Raw genomic sequence first — 22,416 nt, forward strand, 5'->3', positions numbered from 1 at the left:
GGCCCTCAGGCCGGCTGAGTGGGGGTAGAAGGGGCGAGAGCGCTGGCCTGATGGGCCACGCAGGCCGCGGCGAAGCCACGGAACAGGGCATCGTGGAGGGCATGCTCCCGGGGCTGCCACTCCGGGTGCCACTGCACCGCCAGGGCGAAGGCGGCGGCATCGGCCACCGAGACCGCCTCGATCAGGCCGTCCGGGGCCCAGGCCTCGGCGACCAGCCCCTCGCCCAGGCGGTCGATGCCTTGCTGGTGCAGGGAGTTGACCCGTGAGCGGGTCTCGCCGAACAGCCGTGCCAGGGCGCCATCGGCGCGCAGCTCCAGGTCGTGCACCGGCGCATACTGGGCGGCCTTGTCGGCACCACCGGGTTCCCGGTGATCGAGCATCCCGGGCACGTCCTGCACGGCCTGGTGCAGGCTGCCGCCGAAGGCCACATTGAGCTCCTGGAAGCCGCGACAGATGCCCAGCAGCGGCAGCTCCAGGGCCAAAGCCGCATGGATCCAGGTCAGGGCGGCGGCATCGCGATGGCGGTCATCACGGGTATTCTGGGGCGCCCGCTCGGCGCCGTAGCGATGGGGCTCGACGTTGGTGTAGCTGCCGGTCAGCAGCAGCCCGTCGACCCGGGAGAGCAGCTCCCGGGCCGCGTCGCGGTCATCCTCCTGATCGCTCCATACCGGCAGGATCACCGGGTTGAGCCCATACTCACGCAGGGCGCTCAGGTACTTGTCGGTCACCATCTGGGCGGCGTGTCCTTCCACCTCACGGCGGCAGGCAATCACCCCCACCAGGGGTCTTGCGGTCATGGCTGGCTCCTCGCAGGGTCGCTCGGGCGTTGTTATGGTTTACTCAACATACCGCCGTTGATTTATCTTTCCAAGCGCCGTCGTAACCAAATCCATTGATAGATATATAAATAACTGTTTTTAAAAATAAATATCTCGATTTATCCAAAAGTCTAAGACCCGCAAAAACGTAAAGGATTTGACAACACCCACCCACCAAGAAAGGATAAAGGTCATCAACAACGACCATAAGCCCCATAGGTGAGCGCCATGTCTTCCACCCCCACCGATGACGTCCAGGCCTTTCTCGACCGCCACCCGGAGATCGACAGCTTCGACCTGCTGATCAGCGACCTCAACGGCGTCATCCGCGGCAAGCGCATCCCCCGGGACAACCTGACCAAGGCCTACCAGAGCGGCATCGCCCTGCCCGCCTCGGTCTTCGCCCTGGATATCAACGGCAACACCATCGAGGAGACCGGCCTGGGCCTGGCCACCGGCGACGGCGACCGCCTCTGTCGACCGATTCCCGGCAGCCTGATGCCGGTGCCCTGGCTGCGCGGCGGCCGCCAGGGGCAACTGCTGATGACCATGGTAGAGCCCGACGAGTCGCCCTTCTTCGCCGACCCCCGCCAGGTGCTCTCCCGGGTGCTGGGACGCCTGACCGCCCTGGGCCTGACCCCGGTGGTGGCCCTGGAGCTGGAGTTCTACCTGGTGGACCGCCAGCGTAACGAGGCGGGGCTGATTCAGCCGCCCCGCTCCCCGGGCAGCGGCGAGCGGGCCACCCAGAGCCAGCTCTACTCGATGCTGGAGCTGGACGAATACGCCGACTTCCTGGAGGAGATCCAGAGCGCCGCCGAGGTCCAGGGCCTGCCCCTGGATACCGCCCTCAAGGAGTGCGCCCCGGGGCAGTTCGAGGTCAACCTGATCCACTGCGCCGATGCTGTCCAGGCCTGTGACAGCGCCGTGCTGCTCAAGCGCCTGATCAAGGGCGTGGCCCTCAAGCATGGCTTCGAGGCCACCTTCATGGCCAAGCCCTACGGCCAGGAGGCCGGCAACGGCACCCATGTGCATATCAGCCTGCTCGACGCCGAGGGCAATAACGTCTTCAGCGAGCCCGGCGACGATGTCCTCGGTAGCGCCCGCCTCAACCAGGCGGTGGCCGGCCTGCTGGAGCGCATGCCCAGTTCCATGGCGCTGTTCGCCCCCAACCTCAACTCCTTCCGCCGCCTGCAGCCGGGCCTCTATGTGCCCATGGCCCCTACCTGGGGCTTCGACAACCGCTCGGTGGCCCTGCGCGTGCCCTCCGGGCCGCGGGCGGCACGGCGTATCGAGCACCGGGTGGCCGGCGCCGACGTCAACCCCTACCTGCTGCTGGCGACCCTGCTGGCCTCCCTGCACGATGGCCTGACCCGCGAGCTGACCCCGCCGCCGGCGATCACCGGCAACGCCTACGAGCAGGTGGAAGACAGCCTGACCAACAGCTGGCAGCAGGCCCTGGACCTGCTGGAAGCCGACGAGGTGCTGGGCGAGGCCCTGGGCCGCGACTTTATCCGCGTCTTCGTGGCCAACCGCCGCGCCGAGCGGGCCCAGGCCATGCAGGCGGTGAGTCAGTTGGAATATGACTGGTATCTACGCCACGTCTGATCGCCCTGCCGGGTTATCGCAGTGGAATAGCCAAGGGTAGCCCCGGGCCTCCGCGTAGACAGCGTGCCAACTGCGACAGCCTTACCGAAGAGTGGCCGCACCCACTTCTCGGCGTAGCGATCTGTCCTGATCCACTCAGCGTACAACACCAAGAAAACACGGAATCTCCGGCTCGCGATGCGAGCCGGCGGGCCGGGATTTGCCCATCCAACGACCCCCACAACAACGAGGCAACCTCCATGGAAACTCCCAAACGACGACTCTGGCTGACCGGCCTGCTGCTCCTGCTGCTGATGGCCGCCGGCCCCCTGCTGGCCGACGAGCGCCTGTCGACGCCCGGCCTGATCCTTCAGGGGGTGGGCTTCGAGATCGCCGTCGGCGCCGACGCCGACCACCGCCTGACCCTGGATGGCCGGCCGTTGACGCTGGTCGAGGGCGAGGCGGGCCAGTGGCTCGCCGAGGCGACCCTCGGCGAGGGTGCCGGCGTTCTGGAACTCTTCGACGCCCAGGGCCAGTTGCTGGAACGCCAGGCGCTCTCGGCGATTCCCGCCTGGCTCTCCCTGGTCCCGGCACTGACCGCCATCGGCATCGCCCTGGTCTTCCGCCAGGTGATCGTGGCGCTCTTCCTGGGCATCCTGCTGGGCGGCTGGATCTACCACGGCATGAGCGCCGCGGCCCTGTTCACCGCCTTCAACGAGACGGTGAGCGTGCACCTGCTGGAGGCCGCCAGCGACAGCGAACACATGGCGGTGGTGCTCTTCTGTTTGCTGATCGGCGGCATGGTAGGGATCATCTCCCGTAACGGCGGCACCCAGGGGATCGCGGCACGGATCACCCGCTATATCCGTAACCGCCGCCAGGCCCAGACCACCACCGGCCTGCTGGGGCTGGCCATCTTCTTCGACGACTACGCCAATGCGCTGATCGTCGGCAACACCATGCGCAATATCTTCGACAAGCTGCGCATCTCCCGGGCCAAGCTCGCCTATATCGTCGACTGCACCGCAGCGCCGGTCTCGGCGGTACTGCTGGTGACCACCTGGATCGGCTTCCAGGTCGGCCTGATTCAGCAGGCCATGAGCGATATCGACGACTGGAACGAGTCCGCCTACAGCGTCTTCATCCAGGCCCTGCCCTATAACTTCTACCCCTTCCTGGCGGTGGCCTTCGTCTTCCTGCTGGTGTGGAGCCGCCGCGACTTTGGCCCCATGCTCGCCGCCGAGCGCCGCGCCCTCGCCGGCCATGCCAGCCGCTCGCCGGTGACGCCCCGGGAGGCGGTCGTCGAAGAGGCCGAGATCGAGACCAAGCCGGGCATCGCCCTGCGCGCCACCAATGCGGTGATTCCCATGCTGGTGCTGGTCGCCTTCACCATCGGCGGGATCTACACCACCGGCGCCGCCGAGCTGGGCCCGGGCGATCACGGCATCTGGGATATCTTCGGCGAAGGGGACGCCTTCGCCGCCATGATGTGGGGCTCCCTGGCCGCCTGTGTCACCGCCGTGGTGATGACCCTGGCGCAGCGCCTGATGACCATGAGCGAGACCACCCACTACTGGTTCGAGGGGGTCAAGTCGATGCTGCTGCCCCTGACCATCCTGATGATGGCCTGGGCCCTGGCCAACGTGAACGCCTCGCTCGGCACCAGCGATTTCCTGATCGCCGCCCTCGGCGAGGCGCTCTCGCCCCAGTGGCTGCCGGCCGCCATCTTCACCCTGGCCGCCTTCACCGCCTTCGCCACCGGCTCCTCCTGGGGCGTGATGGGAATCATGATGCCGCTGACCATTCCCCTGGCCTGGGCGATCCTCGACCTGCATGGCCTGGCGGGCACCGCCGAGGGCATGCCGCTGCTCTACGCCTCGGTGGCCGGGGTGCTGGCCGGCGCGGTCTGGGGCGACCACTGCTCGCCGCTGGCCGAGTCGACCCTGCTGGCGGCCATGGCCAGCGGCTGCGACCTGATCGAGCATGTGCGCACCCAGTTGCCCTATGCGCTGCTGGTCGGCGTGGTGGCCCTGCTGTTCGGCACCGTGGCGGTGGGTCATGGCGTCAGCTGGTGGCTGGGCCTGATCGTCGGCCTGGGCGTGCTGGCCCTGGCCCTGCGCCTGCTCGGCAAGCGCGCCGAGGATGGCGTCGCCGAAGGGAATCCCGCCCTCGCCAAGTAACGGCGTCATGCACGGAAACGCCAAGGGGGCCGCAATCGCGGCCCCCTTGGCACTTTAGGACGGGAGACAGGCCCCTTGGCCTGGCCAGTCGAGTCGCTTAGGCGTCACGCTCGGCGACCGCCGTGGCCTGCCACTGCACCTGGCCCTCCACCACCGGCAGGCGCTCCGCCTGGGGCGGGTTATCCAGGCGCTGGGTGCGCACCTCGTCGTCGAGGCGGTAGCTGACGTTATAGCCCAGATGTTCCTCATGGGTTTCGGTCACGGTATGGCACTGCCGCTCGGTGACCGGCTGCACCTGATTGGCCTCGACGCGGTTCTGCACCTCGCGTCCGGCCAGGCCGCCGCCCACGGCACCGGCTACGGTGGCCAGCTTGCGGCCGCTGCCGCCGCCCACCTGGTTGCCCAGCAGGCCACCGACGATGGCTCCGGCGGCGGTACCCACGAGGCGGTTGGGGTCCTGGGTCGGGGCCTGGCGGTAGGTGACCACCTCCTCGCACACCTCCCGGGGCACCTCGCTGCGGCGCACCGCGGGCTCCACCCCCAGCACCTCGGCATAGACCGGGGCGGGCACATCCACCGCCGACTCGCCGGCGAACTGCTGCCCCTGGTAGGCCCCCAGGGCCAGGCCCCCCAGGCCCAGGACCGCCAGACTGGTTCCGACGATAATGGCTTTACTCATGACGCCTCCTCGATTCTCAACGGGTGACGAGGCGCCTGCTCCATGGATCACTCGGCGCGACGAGACGACATCCGGCCGTCTCATCGGCAATCACTACAAGACGCTCCCAGTATAAGCCTCCCCCACCCCGCCTCCGTACCCCGGCGGCAAGTTGTCATGAGCTTGCATCGGTTGTCGCCCGTTAGCGACGCCCAGGCACCATGCTCGAGAGCGACTCCTATCATCGACAGGGCGACACCCACCCTCTCCGAGCCACCGGCTCGGTCGTGAGGCTGCACTAGGCTAAAACCACCATGGCTTCCTCGAGGAAGGAGATACCCAATGGCGACCCTTCCGACACAGGCGGACGCGGTGATCATCGGCCAGGGCGGGATCGTCGGCGCCTCGGTGGCCCACCACCTGATCGCACTCGGCTGGACGAACCTGGTGGGCCTCGACGCCGCGGCCATTCCCACCGACGCGGGCTCCACCGCCCACGCCTCCGACTTCTGCTACATGACCTCCCACGACCGCCTGAGCTGCTACACCACCACCTACAGCCAGCGCTTCTACGAGGCGCTGGGCCACTACCACAAGATCGGCGGCCTGGAGATCGCCCGGGTCGGCGACGAGGCACGTTGGGATGAGCTCAGGCGCAAGGTGGCCTCGGGCAAGGCCTTCGGCACCCGCGCCGAGCTGATCGACGCCGACCAGGCGGTGGCACGCTTCCCGCTGCTCGACCGCGAGCGGGTCCTGGGCGCCCTCTGGGACCCGGACGCCGGCCTGGTGGTGCCCCGCTCCCAGCGGGTGGCGGGGCGGCTGATCGAGGAGGCGGTGGCCGGCGGCCAGTTACGCACCTTCGCCGACACCCCGGCCCTGGACATCGATGTCCGGGACGGCCGGGTCTGCGGGGTCGAGACCCCGAAGGGCTATATCGCCACCCCCCTGGTGATCCTCGCCTGCGGCATCTGGGGCCCCCTGCCCGCCGCCCTGGCCGGGGTGGCCCTGCCGCTGATGCCGGTGGAGCATCCGCTGCTGTTCTTCGGGCCCTTCGACGACTTCGCCGGCAGCGGCAAGGAGATCGGCTATCCGCTGCTGCGCGACCAGGGCAACTCCGCCTACCTGCGCGATACCGGCGACCCCCGTTCCACCGAGGGCGGCCAGCTGGAGTGGGGCTACTACGAGACCACCGAGCCACGGCTGGTGCCCCCCCGGGAGATCCTCTCCCGGGACCAGGCGCGTCTCTCCCCCTCCATGCGCGACCTGAGCGCCGAGCAGATCGCCGCTCCCTTCGAGCGAGCCCTGGAACTGACCCCACGGCTCGCCGAACTGGGCTGGGACGAGAAGCACTCCTTCAATGGCCTGCTCTCGGTCACCTCCGACGGCGGCTCCCTGGTGGGCGAGGCCCCGGAGGTACGCGGCCTGTGGTGCTGCGAGGCGGTATGGGTCAAGGATGGCCCCGGCATGGGCAAGGTGCTGGCCGACTGGCTGACCCATGGCCGACCCGAGCTCGACCCCTGCGGCATCGATATCGCGCGCTTCTACCCGGTGCAGAAGACCCCCGGCCATGTGCTGGGGCGCTGCCGGGAGATCGCCCGCAAGATCTATGATCCGCCGGTGCATCCCCGGGAGCCCTTCGAGAGCGGTCGCGACCTGCGCCGTGGCCCCTTCTGGCCCCGGGAGCGGGAACTGGGCGGCTACTTCATGGAGGCGGCGGGCTGGGAGCGCGCCCACGGCTATGCCGCCAACGAGGCACGCCTCGCCGAGTGGCTCGAGCGGGTCCCGGAGCGCCCCGTGGAGTGGGACGCCCGGCACTTCTGGCGGGTCTCCAATGCCGAGCAACTGGCGATGAGCGAGGGGGTGGGAATGATCAACCTCTCCCACTTCGCCATCTACGACCTCTCGGGCCGCGACGCCGAGGCGCTGTTGGAGCGGCTCTCGGTGGCCAAGGTGGGCGGCGACACCCCCATCGGCAAGGGGGTCTATACCCACTTCCTGGACGCCGCCGGCGGCATCCATTCGGACCTGACCATCGTGCGCCTGGGCGAGCGGGCCTGGCGGGTGATCTGCGGCGGCGATACCGGCCATCGGGACCTGGTGTGGATGCGTCGCCAGGCGGAGGCCTTCGGGCTGAGCCGCTGGCACCTGGAGGACCGCAGCGATGGCCTGGCCACCCTGGGGGTCTGGGGCCCCCGGGCGCGCCAGACCCTGCAGGCGCTATGCGATGCGCCGGAGGCGCTGGAGGAAGAGCGCTTCCCCTTCGCCGGCGCCCGGGAGATACGGCTCGCCGGCTTGCCGGTGTGGGCCTTCCGGATTTCCTATGTGGGCGAGCAGGGCTGGGAGCTCCATGTGCCCTTCAGTTATGGCCTCGCCCTCTGGGACCCGCTCTTCGAGGCGGGGGTGGTGCCGGTGGGTATCGAGACCTACGCCAATAGCCGGCGCCTGGAGAAGAGCCTGCGGCTGCAGAACGTGGACCTGCTGACCGACTACAACCTGTACGAGGCGGGACTGGCGCGCCCCAGGGTCAAGAGCGCCGACTTCCTCGGCAAGGCCGCCTACCTGGAACAGCGGGCGCGCGCCCACCAGCCGGCGCGGCTCTGCACCCTGGTGATGGAGGCCAATACGGATAGCGCCGGGCGACCGCGCTTCCCGGTGGGTCAGTCGCCGCTGCTCGACCCGGCTAGCGGCGAGGTGCCCGTCGATGCCCTGGGCCGGCGCAGCTACACCACCAGCATCGCCTACGGGCCCTCGCTGGCACGCAATATCGCCCTGGCTTACCTGCCCCACGGCTACGCCGAGGAGGGACGCGAGCTGTTGCTGGAGTACTTCGGCGAGCACTACCCGATGCGGGTGGCGGCGGTGGGCTACCGGGCCCTCTATGACCCGGATAGCCAGCGCCCAAGAAGCTAAGGTTGTGGGAAACTGACGGCCCGGGGCTAACCTGGGGGTGGGCACTCCGGCAGGCCGGCCCCGCGCAAAGACGCTGTGAATCCATCCATGGGCGCTCGCCTTTTTCCTGCGGCGCTACGCAATCCTGCTCCGTTTGCAGGGCCGGGGTCGGCCATCCATGACCTACCCGTTCGGAGCAGTGCTCCTCACCCCTGAAAAAGACGCTTTGCTTCGACCCACCCCCAGCGCCCCTGAGCAACTACCCGCCGCACCTCATGAATAAGGCTGGTGTTAGATCCCCAGCTTATCGCGGGTGGTGTAGTACCAGGCCCCCAGCGCCGAGAAGGGCACCCGCAGCAGGCGCCCGCCCGGGAAGGGCAGGTGCGGCAGGCCGGCGAAGGCGTCGAAGCGCTCGCTCTCGCCGCGCATCGTTTCGGCGATCAGCTTGCCGGCCAGGTGCGAGCAGGTCACGCCATGACCGGAGTAGCCCTGGGCGAAGTAGACGTTGTCGTTGAGCCGGCCGAACTGGGGCAGGCGATTCAGCGTCAACAGGAAGTTGCCGCTCCAGGCGTAGTCCACCTTGATGTCGGCCAGCTGCGGGAAGGTCTTCAGCAGCTTGGGGCGGATCACCGCCTCGATGCTGGCCAGGTCCTGGCCGCCATAGCTGACGCCGCCGCCGTAGAGCAGGCGATTGTCGGCGGTGAGGCGATAGTAGTCGAGCAGGTAATTGCAGTCCTCCACCGCCATGTCGTTGGGCAGCAGCGCCCGGGCGGTGGCCTCGTCCAGGGGCTCGGTGGTAATGATCTGGGTGCCGCAGGGCATCGACTTGTTCTCGAGCGACGGCAGCAACCCCTGCATATAGGCGTTGCCGGCCAGCACCACCCGTTGGGCGCGCACCTCGCCGCCGGGGGTGGTCAAGACCACCGGCTCGCCATGGGTCAGCCGGGTCACCGGGCTCTGCTCATAAATCACCCCGCCCAGGGACTCGAAGGCGGCGGCCTGGCCCAGCACCAGGTTGAGGGGGTGGATATGCCCCCCGGAGTGATCGACCAAGGCCCCGGTGTAGCGGGAGCTGCCCACCTCCCGCTGGACCGCCTCGCCCTCGAGCAGCTCCAGCCGGTCGTGACCGTAACGCTCCCAGAGCGCCTGGTGCTCGCGCAGCCCCTCGAGCTGCTTGGCATTGCAGGCGGCGAAGAGGTTGCCCTCCTTGAGGTCGCAATCGATCGCGTACTGGGCGATGCGGTCGCGGATGATGCGGTTGCCCTCGAAGGCCATGCTGCCCAGGGCCCGGGCGGTCTCGTCGCCGTACTTGGCCTCGATCACGTCCATGTCGCGGCTGTAGCTGTTGACCAGCTGGCCGCCGTTGCGCCCGGAGGCGCCGAAACCGACCCGGGCCGCCTCCAGCACCACCACCGACTGGCCCTGCTCGGCCAGGTGCAGGGCGGCGGAGATACCGGTGAAACCGGCCCCCACCACGCAGATATCGCACTCCACGCGGCCGCTGACCGCAGGGCGCTCGGGGCCGGGGTTGGCGGAGGCGGCATAGTAGGAGGCCACATGGTTGGTAGGCTGCTGGGCGGACATCGGCTCGCTCCCTTTGTGTTGATTATTCTTACCATGCTACCACAAGCCAGCCAGACGAAAAGCAGAAAACAGCGAAAAAATAGCCCCTGACAGGGTGTCAGGGGCTATCAGGCTTCATTACTCGTCAACTATCAGACAACACCGATATCACGCTTCCTGGGCCTGCATGCGCATCGCCTGGCGTCGCTTGGCCTCGCTGCGGCGCATGAAATACCAGGCCAGGAAGGTGGCCAGGGAGACCGCCAGGATGATCAGGGTGGCCAGGGCATTGATCTTCGGGGAGACGCCCAGGCGCACCGAGGAGAAGACCACCATGGGCAGGGTGGTGGCCCCGGGCCCGGAGACGAAGCTGGCGATCACCAGGTCATCCAGCGACAGGGTGAAGGCCAGCAGCCAGCCGGCGGCCAGTGCCGGGGCGATCACCGGCAGGGTGATCTGGAAGAAGGTCTTCACCGGCGGCGCCCCCAGGTCCATGGCCGCCTCCTCCAGGGAGAGGTCCACCTCGCGCAGCCTGGAAGAGACCACCACCGCCACATAGGCGCTGCAGAAGGTGGTATGGGCGATCCAGATGGTCACCATGCCACGATCCGCGGGCCAGCCGATCAGTTGCGCCATGTGCACGAAGAGCAGCAGCAACGAGAGCCCTGTGATCACCTCCGGCATTACCAGCGGGGCGGTGACCATGCTGGAGAGCGCCGTCTTGCCGCGGAAGCGACCGAAACGCACCATCACGAAGGCGGCCAGCGTCCCCAGGCAGACCGCCATGCTGGCAGAGAAGAAGGCGATGCGCAGGCTGGTCCAGACCGCCGAGAGGATCTGCTGGTCACGGAACAGCTCGATATACCAGCGCCCGGAGAAACCCGCCCAGACCGTCACCAACCGCGAGGCATTGAAGGAGTAGAAGACCAGGATCAGCATCGGCAGGTAGAGGAACACCAGCCCCAGGATCAGCATCACCGTGGTAAAGGATGGCTTTCTCATGGTCACTCCTTGAGTTCACGGGACTGATAGCGATGGAAGAGCGCGATGGGGATCAGCAGCAGGCCCAGCATCACCATGGCCAGCGCCGAGGCCACCGGCCAGTCGCGATTGTTGAAGAACTCCTCCCACAGCACCTTGCCGATCATCAGCGTATCGGGCCCCCCCAGCAGCTCGGGGATCACGTACTCCCCCACCGCCGGGATGAAGACCAGCATGGAACCGGCGATGATTCCCCCCTTGGAGAGCGGCAGGGTCACCTTGAGGAAGGTATTGATGCTGCGCGAACCGAGATCCGAGGCGGCCTCCAGCAGGGAGCCGTCGAGGCGGGTCAGGTTGGCATAGAGGGGCAGCACCATGAATGGCAGGTAGGCGTAGACGATGCCGAGGATCACCGCGAAGTTGGTGTTCATCATGCGGATCGGCGAATCGATCAGCCCCAGCCACAGCAGGGTGTTGTTGATCAGGCCGTTGTTGCTGAGGATACCCATCCAGGCGTAGACCCGGATCAGGAAGGAGGTCCAGGAGGGCAGCATCACCAGCAGCAGCAGCACCAGCTGCCAATGGGCCGGGGCCCGGGCCATGGCGTAGGCCATGGGGTAGCCGATCAGCAGGCAGGCCAGGGTCGAGACGAAGGCGATCTTCAGCGACCCCCAGTAGGCCGACACATAGAGGCTGTCGGACATCAGGAAGAGGTAGTTGCCGAAGGTCACCACCAGGCTCAGGGTCTCGGCGCCGAAATCCAGCATGGCGCTGTAGGGCGGGATGGCGATGGCCGCTTCGGAAAGGCTGATCTTGAGCACGATGCCGAAGGGCAGCAGGAAGAACAGGGTCAGCCACAGCAGGGGCACGGCGATGACCCAGCCGCGGCGGGGCTTGAGCCACCGCCGCAGGCGTTGCGACGTCAGGGCAGGCATAGGGGCCTCCGATCGGGAGCGGGAATTCCGGGGTCGGCGAATCGACTCGGGCGAGTCGCGCCGGCTAGTCGCGCAGCACCACGGCGCTGCGCTCGTCCCAGTGGATATAGACCGCATCGCCCCAACTGGGGCGCTCGCTGCGCCGGGTGGTATTGGCCAGGCTCACCTTGACCAGGTGGCCCTGCTCGGTACGCACGAAATAGACCGAGAGCCCCCCCAGGTAGGCGATGTCCTCCACCGTGCCGGCGGCCCAGTTGAACTCCCCCTCGGGCCGCTCGCGGCTCAGCAGGGTCTTCTCCGGGCGCACCGCCACCCAGACGCCGCGCTCGTCGGCGGGGGTGCTGATGCCGTGATCGATGCGGATACGCCGCCCGAGCTCCGGGCTGTCGATGACGCAGTGGTCCGCCTCGTCCACCACGATCTCGCCGGCGAAGAGGTTCACGGTGCCGACGAACTCCGCCACCATGCGATTGGCCGGGCTCTCGTAGACGTCCATGGGCGAGCCCACCTGGACGATCCAGCCATCGGACATGATCGCCACCCGGTCGGCCATGGTCATGGCCTCTTCCTGGTCGTGGGTGACCATGATGCAGGTCACGCCGACCCGCTCGAGGATCTCCACCACCTCCAGCTGCATCTCGGTGCGCAGCTTCTTGTCCAGGGCGCCCATGGGCTCGTCGAGGAGCAGCAGCTTGGGACGCTTGGCCAGGGAGCGGGCCAGGGCCACCCGCTGGCGCTGGCCGCCGGAGAGCTGGTGGGGCTTGCGCTTGGCGTAGCCCTCCATATGCACCAGCTTGAGCATCTCGGCGACCCGCTCGCGGATCTCCGCCTTGGGCAACTTGTCCTGCTTGAGGCCGAAGGCGATGTTCTCGGCCACCGTCATATGCGGGAAGAGCGCATAGGACTGGAACATCATGTTGATGGCCCGCTCGTAGGGGGGCGTGCGGGAGATGTCCTGCCCCTCCAGCAGGATCTGTCCCTCGCTGGGCTTCTCGAAGCCGGCCAACATGCGCAGCAGCGTCGACTTGCCGGAGCCGGAGCCCCCCAGCAGGGCGAAGATCTCGCCGCGACGGATGGTCAGGTTGACGTCATCCACCGCCAGCACTTCATCGAAGCGCTTGCTGACGCGGCGGATCTCCATCAGCGTCTCCTTCTGGACACGCGAACTCTTGCCCGACGAGACCGGGGTCTCGCTCGCCGGACGCACCTGGGCGTCGGTATCGGCCAGGGTCATGGGTTGGGTCATGGTACTTATCTCCAGGACATCCGCGACGGGAAGGCGGCCGCCCCCGATCACACAGGGGCGGCGCGCCGATCAGTTACCGGACTTGACCCGGTTCCAGGTGCGGGTGATGACCCGCTGGGCGGCGAGCGGCTTGGCCTTGGCCACGAACAGCTTCTCCATCACCTCCTCGGTGGGATAGATGGAGGCATCATTGAGGATCTCCTCGGGCAGATGCTCATTGGCCGCCCGGTTGGGGTTGGCGAAGAGCACGTACTCGGTGATGCCGGCGGCGATCTCCGGCTCGAGGATAAAGTTGATAAAGGCGTGGGCGTTCTCGGGATTGGGCGCATCGGCGGGAATCGCCATCAGGTCGAACCACAGCGCCGCCCCCTCCTTGGGAATGGTATAGGCGATCTCGTGGCCATTGCCGGCCTCCTCGGCGCGGTCGGCGGCCTGGAAGACGTCGCCGGAGTAACCGGCCGCCACGCAGAGGTCGCCGTTGGCCAGGTCGGAGATATAGCGGGAGGAGTGGAAGTAGGTGATATGCTCGCGCACCGCGGCGATGGTATCGCCGGCCCGGGCGATCTCGTCGGCATCGGTGCTGTGGGGGTCGAGGCCCAGGTAGGCCAGGGCCGCCGGCAGCATCTCGTCGCCGGAGTCGAGCATGGAGATGCCGCAACCCGCCGCATGCAGGGCCCCGGTCACCTCCGGGTCGAAGAGCAGCGCCCAGGAGTCCAGGGGGGCGTCGTCGCCGAGGATCTCCTGGAGGCGACCCGCGTTGTAGCCGATGCCGTTGGTGCCCCACATATAGGGGATGGAGTAGTAGCTACCGGGATCCACGGTCTCCAGCTCGCCGAGCAGGGCCGGATCCAGGTTGACCATATTGGGCAGGAGGTCATGGTCGAGTTCCCGATAGACCCCGGCGGCCATCTGGCGGACCAGGTAGTGGTTGGAGGGCACCACCACGTCATAGCCGGAGCGTCCGGAGAGCAGCGCCGCCTCCAGCACCTCGTTGCTGTCGAAGACGTCGTAGATCACGCGAATACCGGTCTCGGCGGTAAAGCGCTCCAGGGTATCCTCGGCAATATAGTCGGACCAGTTGTAGACCCGCACCTCATTGGCCTGGGCGGCCGCGGCGGCCAGGGTCAGGGAGGCCGCGGCAACGGCCAGGGACAGCTTGCGTTGGTAGGACATCTTGGCACCTCAGTGTCGTTGTTGTTGGTTCGGCGGGAAGCCACCCTCCCAGCCTATCCGGCCCGTCCCGCGACGCTCTCAACGGGACGGCGCCGAAGGCGGCCAGGCCTTACACGCTCAGCAGCAGGAACTCCCGCTCCCAGGAGCTGATCACCCGCTTGAAGTTCTCGTTCTCGACCCGTTTCACCGCCACATAGCCGCGCAGGAACTTGCCCCCCAGGAACTCCTCGAGCTCCGCGCAGCCCTCCATGCGCTCCAGGGCATGTTCCAGGGTGAAGGGCAGGCGCATATTGCGTCGCTCGAAGGCGCGGCCCTGCACCGGGGCGGTGGGATTGATGCCGCGGACCATGCCGATATAGCCGCACAGCAGGCTCGCCGCGATGGCCAGGTAGGCGTTGGCATCGGCGCCGGGCAGGCGATTCTCCACCCGCCGGTTATGGGGGGTGGAATCCGGCACCCGCAGGCCGCAGGTGCGGTTCTCCTCGCCCCACTCCACGTTCACCGGCGCCGAGGTATCGGGCAGGAAGCGGCGGAAGGAGTTGACGTTGGGCGCCATCAGCGGCAGCGCCTCGGGGATGAACCGCTGCAGGCCACCGATATGGTGCAGGAAGAGCTCGCTCATGGTGCCGTCGTCGTTGGAGAAGACGCTCTGGCCGGTGACGGCATCCAGCACGCTCTGGTGGATATGCATGGCGCTGCCCGGCTCGTTGGTCACCGGCTTGGCCATGAAGGTAGCCGCTACGTCGTGCTTGAGGGCCGCCTCGCGCATGGTGCGCTTGAACAGGAAGACCTGATCCGCCAGCACCAGGGGGTCGCCATGACGGAAGTTGATCTCCATCTGGGCGGTGCCCTCCTCATGGATCAGGGTGTCGATATCCAGCCCCTGGGCCTCGCACCAGTCGTACATGTCCTCGAATAGCGGATCGAACTCGTTGGCGGCATCGATGGAGAAGGACTGGCGGCCGGTCTCCTGACGGCCGCTGCGGCCGATGGGCGGCTGCAGCGGCAGGTCCGGGTCCTCGCAACGCTTGGTCAGGTAGAACTCCATCTCCGGCGCCACCACCGGCTTCCAGCCCTGGGCCGCGTAGAGCGCCAGCACCTTCTTGAGCTGGTTGCGGCTGGAGAGCTCGATGGGGTTGCCCTGCTTGTCGAAGCAGTCGTGAATCACCTGGGCGGTGGGCTCCAGCGCCCAGGGCACCGGGTAGGCGGCGGAGAGATCCGGCTTGCAGATCATGTCGATATCCGCCGGATCGAGCAGCGAGTAGTAGATGTCGTCTTCCACATAGTCGCCGGTGACGGTCTGCAGCAGCACGCTCTCGGGCAGGCGCATGCCCTTCTCGGCGACGAACTTGGAGACCGGGGCGATCTTGCCCCGGGCGATGCCGGTGATATCACTGACCAGGCACTCCACCTCGGTGATCTGGCGTTCCTTGAGCCAACTCTCGAGATCTTTCATAACAGCCTCGTGTCTCGGCACGGCGGAGGAGTCCGCCGCCCTCGTTTTCGTTATAGACGGTCGCGCAGCTTGTAGAAGGCGGTGGCCAGCACCAGCAGCGGGGTGCGCAGCCGCTCGCCGCCGGGGAAGGGACGATGGGGCATGGCGGCGAAGGCGTCGAAGCGCGCGCTCTGGCCATCGATGGCCTCGGCCATCAGCTTGCCGGCCAGCCCGGCCAGCGCCATGCCATGGCCGGAGTAGCCCTGGGCATAGTAGAGGTTGGTGCCCACCCGCCCGAAGTCCGGGGCACGATTCAGGGTGATGGCCACGTCGCCGCCCCAGCGGTAGTCGATGGGCACCCCCGCCAGCACCGGGAAGAGGCGAGCGATCTTGGCGTCCATGCGTGCCGACAGGCCCCTGGGCTCGCGGCCGTCATAGCTGACCTGGCCACCATAGATCAGGCGACGGTCGCCGCTGAGCCGGTAGTAGTCGAGGACGAAGTTGGCATCCGCCAGGGCATCGTTGCGGGGCAGCACCCGGGCGGCCTGCTCCTCGCTGAGGGGGGCGGTGGCGATCATGTAGTTGGCGGCGCGCATGATGCGGCCGCTCAGCCGCGGCAACAGCCCGCCGAGATAGGCATTGCCGGCCACCACCACGAAGTCGGCGGTGACGCGGCCCTGGGCGGTGCGCACCCGGGCCGGGGCGCCCTCCTCCACCGCCAGCACGGGGCTGTGTTCGTGGAGGCGTACCCCGGCCCGCTGGGCGGCCCGGGCCAGGCCCAGGGTGTAGTTGAGGGGGTGCAGGTGACCGGCTTCGCTCTCGTAGAGGGCGCCGGGGTAGGCGTCGCTGACCACGTGCTCGCGCAGGGCCTCGCCCTCCAGCCAGCTCAGGGCCCGGTAATCGTAGTCCCGGGCCAGGCGATCACGGAAGTCGCAGAGCTCCTTGACATGGCGCGGCTTCACCGCGGCGTGCAGGTAGCCCCAGCTGAGGTCGCAGGGGATGGCGTGGCGTTCCACCAGCTCGGCGGTGAGGCGTACCGCCTCGCGGCTCATCTCCCAGATCTCCCGGGCCGCCGACAGCCCCAGGGCCTTTTCCACGGTGGCGATATCGGTGCCCAGCCCCGGCAGGATCTGGCCGCCGCTGCGCCCGGAGGCGCCGAAACCGATCTCGTTGGCCTCCAGCAGCACCACCGAATGGCCGCGTTCGGCCAGGTGCAGGGCCGCCGAACAGCCGGTGATGCCGCCGCCGATCACGCAGACATCGGCGTGAGTGTCGCCGTCCAGGGGGGGGCAGGGAGCGAGTTCCACCGCCACGCTATCGCGGTAATAGGAGCGGGGACCGGCATGGAGTGATGCATCGGTGGTCATGCAGACCTTCCTGGTAGTGGATGGCCTCGAAGCCATCAGGGTTGTTGTTGAAATAGTTGACCACATCGCCGGGATGGGTCGCGGCTTACCCTGCCGCTTTCGTGCCTCCTAGTCTGGCACCAGACCCGGGGAAGATGTCAAGTATTTAACAACGACTTTCTGGTCAGCGGCATTGGGAAATCGCCTAGAAATGACAAAAAGCCCATTTTTAACAGTCAACTAGAGAAAATATCGACAGAATCACCGGGATCGATTAGCGGCAACGTCATGGCCAGGGCGTCAAGTGATTCCGATCATCCGGAGAGGCGATACGGGGCCGAGACGGGGCGCCCTGCATGGTGAGTATCCTATACCTTATTAGCCCACTAACCACCCGAAAGGAGGGCGTGTCGCGGTCCGGCAAGGCGAGAAGGCGTTGGAATCAGCATAGCCCGCGCCCCTGGCTAAGGGATAGCCAGGGGCGCATGAGCCGGGCCATTGCCGTTAGCACGGGAGGCCCGGGGCTACCCTGGGGGCAGGCCGTCGCGGGGCGCTGTAAACCCCTCCCTGGGCGCTACTTTTGCCCTGCTTCGCTCTCGCATCCTGCTCCACTCGCAGGACCGGTGCTGGCCATCCATGGCCAGCCCGTTCGGAGCAGAGCTCCTCACCCATGGCAAAAAACCCCTGCTCCATCCTGCCCCCAGCGCCCCTTAGCCATTCCAACGACGATTACTAGGCACGGCCAGGGAAGGGAGTCGCCGTAGCGCCTAGCGGTTGGCGCAGTGGGGGCAGCCGGGGTCCCGGGGCACCCGGAAGCGGCGCCATTCGCCACTCAGGCCGTCGAAGGTGGAGAGCCCGCGGTGGGGGGTGCCGGCGCCACTCAGCCACTTCACCGCCTCCAGGGCCTGGAAGCTGCCGATCACGCCCACCAGGGGCGCCACCACGCCGTTCTCGGCGCAGCGCAGCGCCTCGTCGCTCTCGCCATGCTCCCCGGGGGGATAGAGGCAGGCATAGCAGGGACTCTCGGCGTCCCGCGGGTCGAACACCGCCAGCTGCCCGGAGAAGCGGATCGCCGCCCCGGAGATCAGCGGCGTGCCCGCCGCCAGGCAGGCACGATTGATGGCGTAGCGGCTGGAGAAGCGGTCGGTGCAGTCGAGCACCAGGTCCGCCGCCGCCACCGCCGAGGTCAGCGCCTTGCCGCTCAGGTGCTCGGTGAGCGTCTCGATCCGGCAGTCGGGATTGAGGGCCAGCGCCGCCGCCCGGGCGGACGCCGCCTTGTTATGCCCCAGGTCCGCCATGCCGTGGGCGATCTGGCGCTGCAGGTTGGAGAGCTCCACCACGTCGGCATCGGCCAGGGTCAGGCGCCCCACCCCGGCGGCGGCGAGATAGAGGGCCACCGGCGAGCCCAGGCCACCGGCGCCGATCACCAGGGCATGGCTGGCCAGCAGCCGCTCCTGGCCTTCGATCTCGATGGGCTCCAGCATGATCTGACGGCTATAGCGCAGCAGCGCCTGGTCGTTCATCGCCACGTCAGGCTCCTCGTCGCCGGCATCCTCACTTGCTCTCCAGCTGCTCGATATCGGGCACATGCAGGGAGAACTCCTCCTTGACCTCCTCCATCACCACATAGCTCTTCGATTCCTTGACCCCGGGCAGGGTCAGGACGACGTCGCCGAGCAGCTGGCGATAGGCGGACATCTCGGGGATGCGGCACTTGAGGATATAGTCGAACTGGCCGGAGACCAGGTGGCACTCCTGGATCTGCGGCAGCTTGCTGACCGCCCGGCGAAACTCGTCGAAGACCGCCGGCGACTGGGTCTCCAGGCTGATCTCGACGAACACCAGCAGGTTGGCCTTGAGGGCCTTGGGGTCGAGCACCGCCTTGTAGCCGCGGATGATGCCGGAGCGCTCCAGGCGCTTGACCCGTTCCAGGCAGGGGGTGGTGGAGAGCCCCACCTGGGCGGCCAGGTCCACGTAGGAGATACGGGCGTTGTCCTGCAGGCAGCGCAGGATCTTGAGATCGATACGGTCCAGGGATCGCGTCTTGGCTTTCATTATAATGGGTGTCCGAGCACAAAAAGATGTCATGCCAGCCAACCGGCGTGAGGCACCTATTCATCTTAGCTGATTGAGTTATTGATAGCGCTTTTCACCAGCAAGTCAGCTCCTGTTGGCAAAAAAAGCTGAGGTGTTACCTAGTATTACCATAGGTTTACGCCGGGGCTCCAGTCGGCTAGGGCTATCGCAGCTAGCAAGCTTCTGCACGGAGGCCCGGGGCTACCCTGGGGACAGGCCGTCGCGGGGCGCTGCTAACTCTGCTCCCCATGCCCTTTAGCGTGGATCGCATCGCCCCAGGCTAAGGCGCTCCCGGCCGCCCAGGTCGGTGAGGCTCGCCACCTCGGCATAACCGGCATCAGTCAGGGCCCGGCGCACCGCCGCCCCCTGCTCATAGCCGTGCTCCAGCAGCAGCCAGCCGTTGGGGGCCAGGTAATGACGCGCCTCGGCCACCAGGTGGCGGAGATCGGCCAGGCCATTCTGATCGGCCACCAGGGCGCTGGCGGGCTCGAAGCGCACATCGCCCTGGCTCAGGTGGAGGTCGTCGGCGGCAATATAGGGGGGATTGGCGACGATCAGCGCGAAACGCTCGTCGGCGTTCTCCTCGGCCAAGGCCGAGAACCAGTCGCTCTCGCGAAAATGGGCATTGGCGATGCCGAGCCGCTCGGCGTTATGCCGGGCCAGGCGTACCGCCTCGGGGGCGAGGTCGAGGCCCAGCACCGTCCAGCCGGGACGCTCGCTGGCGAAGGCCAGGGCGATGGCGCCGGTACCGGTGCCCAGGTCGAGCAGCCGCCCCGTGGGCGCCACGGCCCGGGCCAGGGCCGCTTCCACCAGGGTCTCGGTATCGGGGCGCGGGATCAGGGTCGCCGGCGAGGTGGCCAGGCGCAGCCCCCAGAACTCCCGCTCGCCGGTCAGGTAGGCGACGGGATGCCCCTGGGCGCGGGCCGCCACCAGGGCCTCGAAACGGGCCCGCTCGAAGCTCGGTGCCTGCCGGTCGCCCCAGGTGTAGAGCCAGGTTCGCTCCACCCCCAGCACATGACAGAGCAACACCTCGGCGTCGAGGCGCGGGCTTGCCGAACCGCTCTCGCTCAGGCGCCGGGCGGCCCGCGCCAGCAGGGCATCGAGGGTCATCACGCCTCCTGCTGCAGGGCCGCCAGCTGCTCCGCCTGATGCTCCTGGAGCAGCGGCTCGACCACTTCGTCCAGTTCGCCGGCCATCACCTCGCCCAGCTTGTAGAGGGTCAGGTTGATGCGGTGATCGGTGATCCGCCCCTGTGGGAAGTTGTAGGTGCGGATGCGCTCGCTGCGATCACCACTGCCCACCAGGGAGCGACGGGTATCGGCCTGCTGCTGGCGCTGGCTGTCCTGGGCGCTCTGCTTGAGGCGCGCGGCCAGCAGCGACATGGCCTTGGCCTTGTTCTTGTGCTGGCTGCGCTCCTCCTGGCACTCCACCACCACGCCAGTGGGCAGGTGGGTGATGCGCACCGCCGAGTCGGTGGTATTGACGTGCTGCCCTCCCGCGCCGCTGGAGCGGTAGGTATCGATGCGCAGATCGCCGGCATTGATCTCCACGTCGCCCACGGCGTCCGCCTCGGGCATCACCGCCACGGTGCAGGCGGAGGTATGGATGCGCCCCTGGGACTCGGTGGCGGGCACCCGCTGCACCCGGTGGGCACCGGACTCGAACTTGAGGCGGGCGTAGACGCCGTCGCCCTTGACCCGGGAGATCAGTTCCTTGTAGCCGCCCTGCTCGCCATGGCTGGCGCTGACCACTTCCACCTTCCAGCCGTGCTTCTCGGCATAGCGGGAGTACATGCGGAACAGGTCACCGGCGAACAGCGCCGCCTCGTCGCCACCGGTGCCGGCGCGCACCTCCAGGAAGACGCTGCGCCCATCGTCCGGGTCCCTGGGAATCAGCAGCCGCTTGAGCTCGACCTCCAGGGCCGCCAGGCGCTCGCGCCCCTCGGCCTGCTCCAGCTCCGCCAGTTCGCGCATCTCGGCGTCGCTGTCGCCGAGCAGCGTCTCGGCGGCGGCGATATCCGCCTCGACGCCGACATAGTCTTGCCAGCAGGCCACCAGCGGCTCCAGCTCGGCATACTCCCGGGAGTAGTCGCGAAAGCGCGCCTGATCGGCGATCACTTCCGGCTCGGCGAGCAGGGCCGCGAGCTCTTCGAAACGCTCGGTAAAGGAGTCCAGGCGCTGGCGCAGTGTGGCTTTCATGAAGGGTCCTGTGGTTGCTTCAGGGATCCTGAGAGAGTAACAGGGTCTCGGCGGCGGCCAGCAGATCCTGGCGGCCCGCCCCGGAGGCCTCACGCAGTTGCAGCGTGGGGCCGTGCATCAACTTGTTGGTGAGCTGGCGGGCCAGGCGCCTGACCACCGCCTCGGGGTCCTCGCCCCGGGCCAGTTGGGCCAGGGCCTGGGCCTCGGCGCTCTCGCGCAGGGCCTCGCCCTGGCCTCGGTAGCGGCGAATCAGCTCGCCGGCGCTGCGCACCCGGCGCTCGTGCAGCCAGGCCCCCACGCCATGCTCGATCAGGCTCTCCGCCTCGTCGGCGGCCACCTGACGATGGCGGCGATTCTCCTCGATCACCTCATGGAGGTCGTCCACGGTATAGAGGAAGACATCGGCGAGCTCGCCCACCTGGGGCTCGATATCCCGGGGCACGGCGATGTCCACCATGAAGACCGGGCGGTGGCGGCGCTGCTTGAGGGCCCGCTCCACCATGCCCTTGCCGAGGATCGGCAGCGGCGCCGCCGTGGAGGAGATCACCATGTCGGCACGGATCAGCGCATCGGGAATCTCGTCGAGGCCGATCGCCTCGCCGTCGAAGGCATCGGCGACCCGGGCCGCCCGCTCCCGGGTGCGGTTGGCCACCACCAGTCGCTTGACGCCGGCCTGGCGCAGGTGGCGAGCCACCAGCTCGATGGTCTCGCCGGCGCCGATCAGTAGCGCCTCGGCCTTGGCGAAGTTATCGAAGATGCGACTGGCCAGGCTGACCGCCGCATAGGCCACCGACACCGGGTTCTCGCCGATGCCGGTCTCGGTGCGTACCTGCTTGGCGACGGCGAAGGTGTGCTGGAAGAGGCGCTCCAGCTCGCCCCCCAGGCCACGGTACTCCCGGGCCAGCTGGTAGGCCTCCTTGAGCTGACCGAGGATCTGCGGCTCGCCCAGCACCATGGAGTCGAGCCCGGCGGCCACCCGCATCAGGTGTCGCGCCGCCTCGCCGTCCAGGTAGTGGTAGGCGCAGCGACTCAGGTCGGTGACCGCCAGGTCATGGAAGCGCCCCAGCCAGTCGAGGATCGCCCGCTCGCCGCTGGCCTCGGTCACACAGTAGAGCTCGGTACGATTGCAGGTGGAGAGCACTGCCGCCTCACGCACCTCGGGCAGGGTGCGCAGCTCCGCCAGGGCCTGTTCCAGCTGGGCGGGCGTGAAGGCGACCTGCTCGCGCACCTCGACCGCGGCGGTCTTGTGATTGATTCCGAGTGCCAGGAGGGTCATGCGATCTGCGTCTTCGCTCAGGAGTCCGGGGGTCCATCTCGCCGCGCCCCATCCGGGC

Annotated in this window: 17 protein-coding genes; 3 read left to right on the forward strand and 14 right to left on the reverse strand. The window is 67.7% G+C overall.

Features of this window, described 5'->3' with window-relative positions:
* Positions 1-5: 5 nt before the first annotated feature.
* Positions 6-797 (reverse strand): gamma-glutamyl-gamma-aminobutyrate hydrolase family protein, encoded by a 792-nt coding sequence (locus IHD13_RS00645; protein WP_195859097.1) that lies wholly within the window; start codon positions 795-797, stop codon positions 6-8.
* A gap of 249 nt (positions 798-1,046) precedes the next feature.
* On the opposite strand from IHD13_RS00645, the gene IHD13_RS00650 reads away from it, so the two are divergent.
* Together IHD13_RS00650 and IHD13_RS00655 are read left to right on the forward strand one after the other, a co-directional pair.
* A complete protein-coding gene (locus IHD13_RS00650; protein ID WP_195859098.1) occupies positions 1,047-2,423 on the forward strand; it encodes a glutamine synthetase family protein in 1,377 nt (458 codons plus the stop codon).
* 239 nt (positions 2,424-2,662) lie between these two features.
* Positions 2,663-4,582: a Na+/H+ antiporter NhaC family protein gene (locus tag IHD13_RS00655; RefSeq protein ID WP_195859099.1), complete on the forward strand. Its 1,920-nt coding sequence runs from the start codon at positions 2,663-2,665 to the stop codon at positions 4,580-4,582.
* 97 nt (positions 4,583-4,679) lie between these two features.
* On the opposite strand, the gene IHD13_RS00660 is transcribed toward IHD13_RS00655, so the two are convergent.
* Complete coding sequence (locus IHD13_RS00660; RefSeq protein WP_195859100.1) at positions 4,680-5,261, reverse strand: glycine zipper 2TM domain-containing protein; 582 nt, start codon at positions 5,259-5,261, stop codon at positions 4,680-4,682.
* A gap of 321 nt (positions 5,262-5,582) precedes the next feature.
* On the opposite strand from IHD13_RS00660, the gene IHD13_RS00665 reads away from it, so the two are divergent.
* Positions 5,583-8,150 (forward strand): GcvT family protein, encoded by a 2,568-nt coding sequence (locus tag IHD13_RS00665; RefSeq protein WP_195859101.1) that lies wholly within the window; start codon positions 5,583-5,585, stop codon positions 8,148-8,150.
* Positions 8,151-8,420: 270 nt separating this feature from the next.
* Here IHD13_RS00665 and IHD13_RS00670 read toward each other — a convergent pair whose 3' ends face one another.
* The 12 genes from IHD13_RS00670 to hemA form a co-directional block, all read right to left on the reverse strand.
* Entirely contained in the window at positions 8,421-9,713 is a 1,293-nt protein-coding gene (locus tag IHD13_RS00670) for an NAD(P)/FAD-dependent oxidoreductase (protein ID WP_195859102.1), read from the reverse strand.
* A 147-nt stretch (positions 9,714-9,860) separates the two neighbouring features.
* Positions 9,861-10,694: an ABC transporter permease subunit gene (locus tag IHD13_RS00675; RefSeq protein WP_230086032.1), complete on the reverse strand. Its 834-nt coding sequence runs from the start codon at positions 10,692-10,694 to the stop codon at positions 9,861-9,863.
* A gap of 2 nt (positions 10,695-10,696) precedes the next feature.
* Complete coding sequence (locus tag IHD13_RS00680; protein ID WP_195859103.1) at positions 10,697-11,608, reverse strand: ABC transporter permease subunit; 912 nt, start codon at positions 11,606-11,608, stop codon at positions 10,697-10,699.
* A 64-nt stretch (positions 11,609-11,672) separates the two neighbouring features.
* Entirely contained in the window at positions 11,673-12,749 is a 1,077-nt protein-coding gene (locus IHD13_RS00685) for an ABC transporter ATP-binding protein (RefSeq protein WP_230086040.1), read from the reverse strand.
* 174 nt (positions 12,750-12,923) lie between these two features.
* A complete protein-coding gene (locus tag IHD13_RS00690) occupies positions 12,924-14,027 on the reverse strand; it encodes a polyamine ABC transporter substrate-binding protein (RefSeq protein WP_195859104.1) in 1,104 nt (367 codons plus the stop codon).
* Between the two features lie 109 nt (positions 14,028-14,136).
* Positions 14,137-15,483: a glutamine synthetase family protein gene (locus IHD13_RS00695; protein WP_195859105.1), complete on the reverse strand. Its 1,347-nt coding sequence runs from the start codon at positions 15,481-15,483 to the stop codon at positions 14,137-14,139.
* Positions 15,484-15,533: 50 nt separating this feature from the next.
* Positions 15,534-16,829, reverse strand: a complete 1,296-nt coding sequence (locus tag IHD13_RS00700) for an NAD(P)/FAD-dependent oxidoreductase (RefSeq protein WP_195859106.1) — start codon at positions 16,827-16,829, stop codon at positions 15,534-15,536.
* Positions 16,830-17,575: 746 nt separating this feature from the next.
* Positions 17,576-18,331, reverse strand: a complete 756-nt coding sequence (locus IHD13_RS00705) for a HesA/MoeB/ThiF family protein (RefSeq protein WP_195859148.1) — start codon at positions 18,329-18,331, stop codon at positions 17,576-17,578.
* A 31-nt stretch (positions 18,332-18,362) separates the two neighbouring features.
* Positions 18,363-18,863 carry an Lrp/AsnC ligand binding domain-containing protein gene (locus tag IHD13_RS00710; protein WP_195859107.1) on the reverse strand — a complete coding sequence of 167 codons (501 nt, stop codon included), beginning with the start codon at positions 18,861-18,863 and terminating at the stop codon, positions 18,363-18,365.
* A 276-nt stretch (positions 18,864-19,139) separates the two neighbouring features.
* The gene (prmC, locus tag IHD13_RS00715) at positions 19,140-19,994 is read right to left on the reverse strand and encodes a peptide chain release factor N(5)-glutamine methyltransferase (protein ID WP_195859108.1); all 855 of its coding nucleotides are present in this window, start codon (positions 19,992-19,994) and stop codon (positions 19,140-19,142) included.
* Positions 19,994-21,082 carry a peptide chain release factor 1 gene (gene prfA, locus IHD13_RS00720; protein WP_195859109.1) on the reverse strand — a complete coding sequence of 363 codons (1,089 nt, stop codon included), beginning with the start codon at positions 21,080-21,082 and terminating at the stop codon, positions 19,994-19,996. Before prfA ends, prmC begins: the two co-directional genes overlap by 1 nt.
* A 19-nt stretch (positions 21,083-21,101) precedes the next feature.
* Positions 21,102-22,358 (reverse strand): glutamyl-tRNA reductase, encoded by a 1,257-nt coding sequence (gene hemA / locus IHD13_RS00725; RefSeq protein WP_195859110.1) that lies wholly within the window; start codon positions 22,356-22,358, stop codon positions 21,102-21,104.
* Positions 22,359-22,416 lie beyond the last annotated feature (58 nt).

It is taken from the genome of Halomonas sp. 328 (genome assembly GCF_015645095.1).
In the GTDB taxonomy this organism is placed as follows: Bacteria; Pseudomonadota; Gammaproteobacteria; order Pseudomonadales; family Halomonadaceae; genus Bisbaumannia.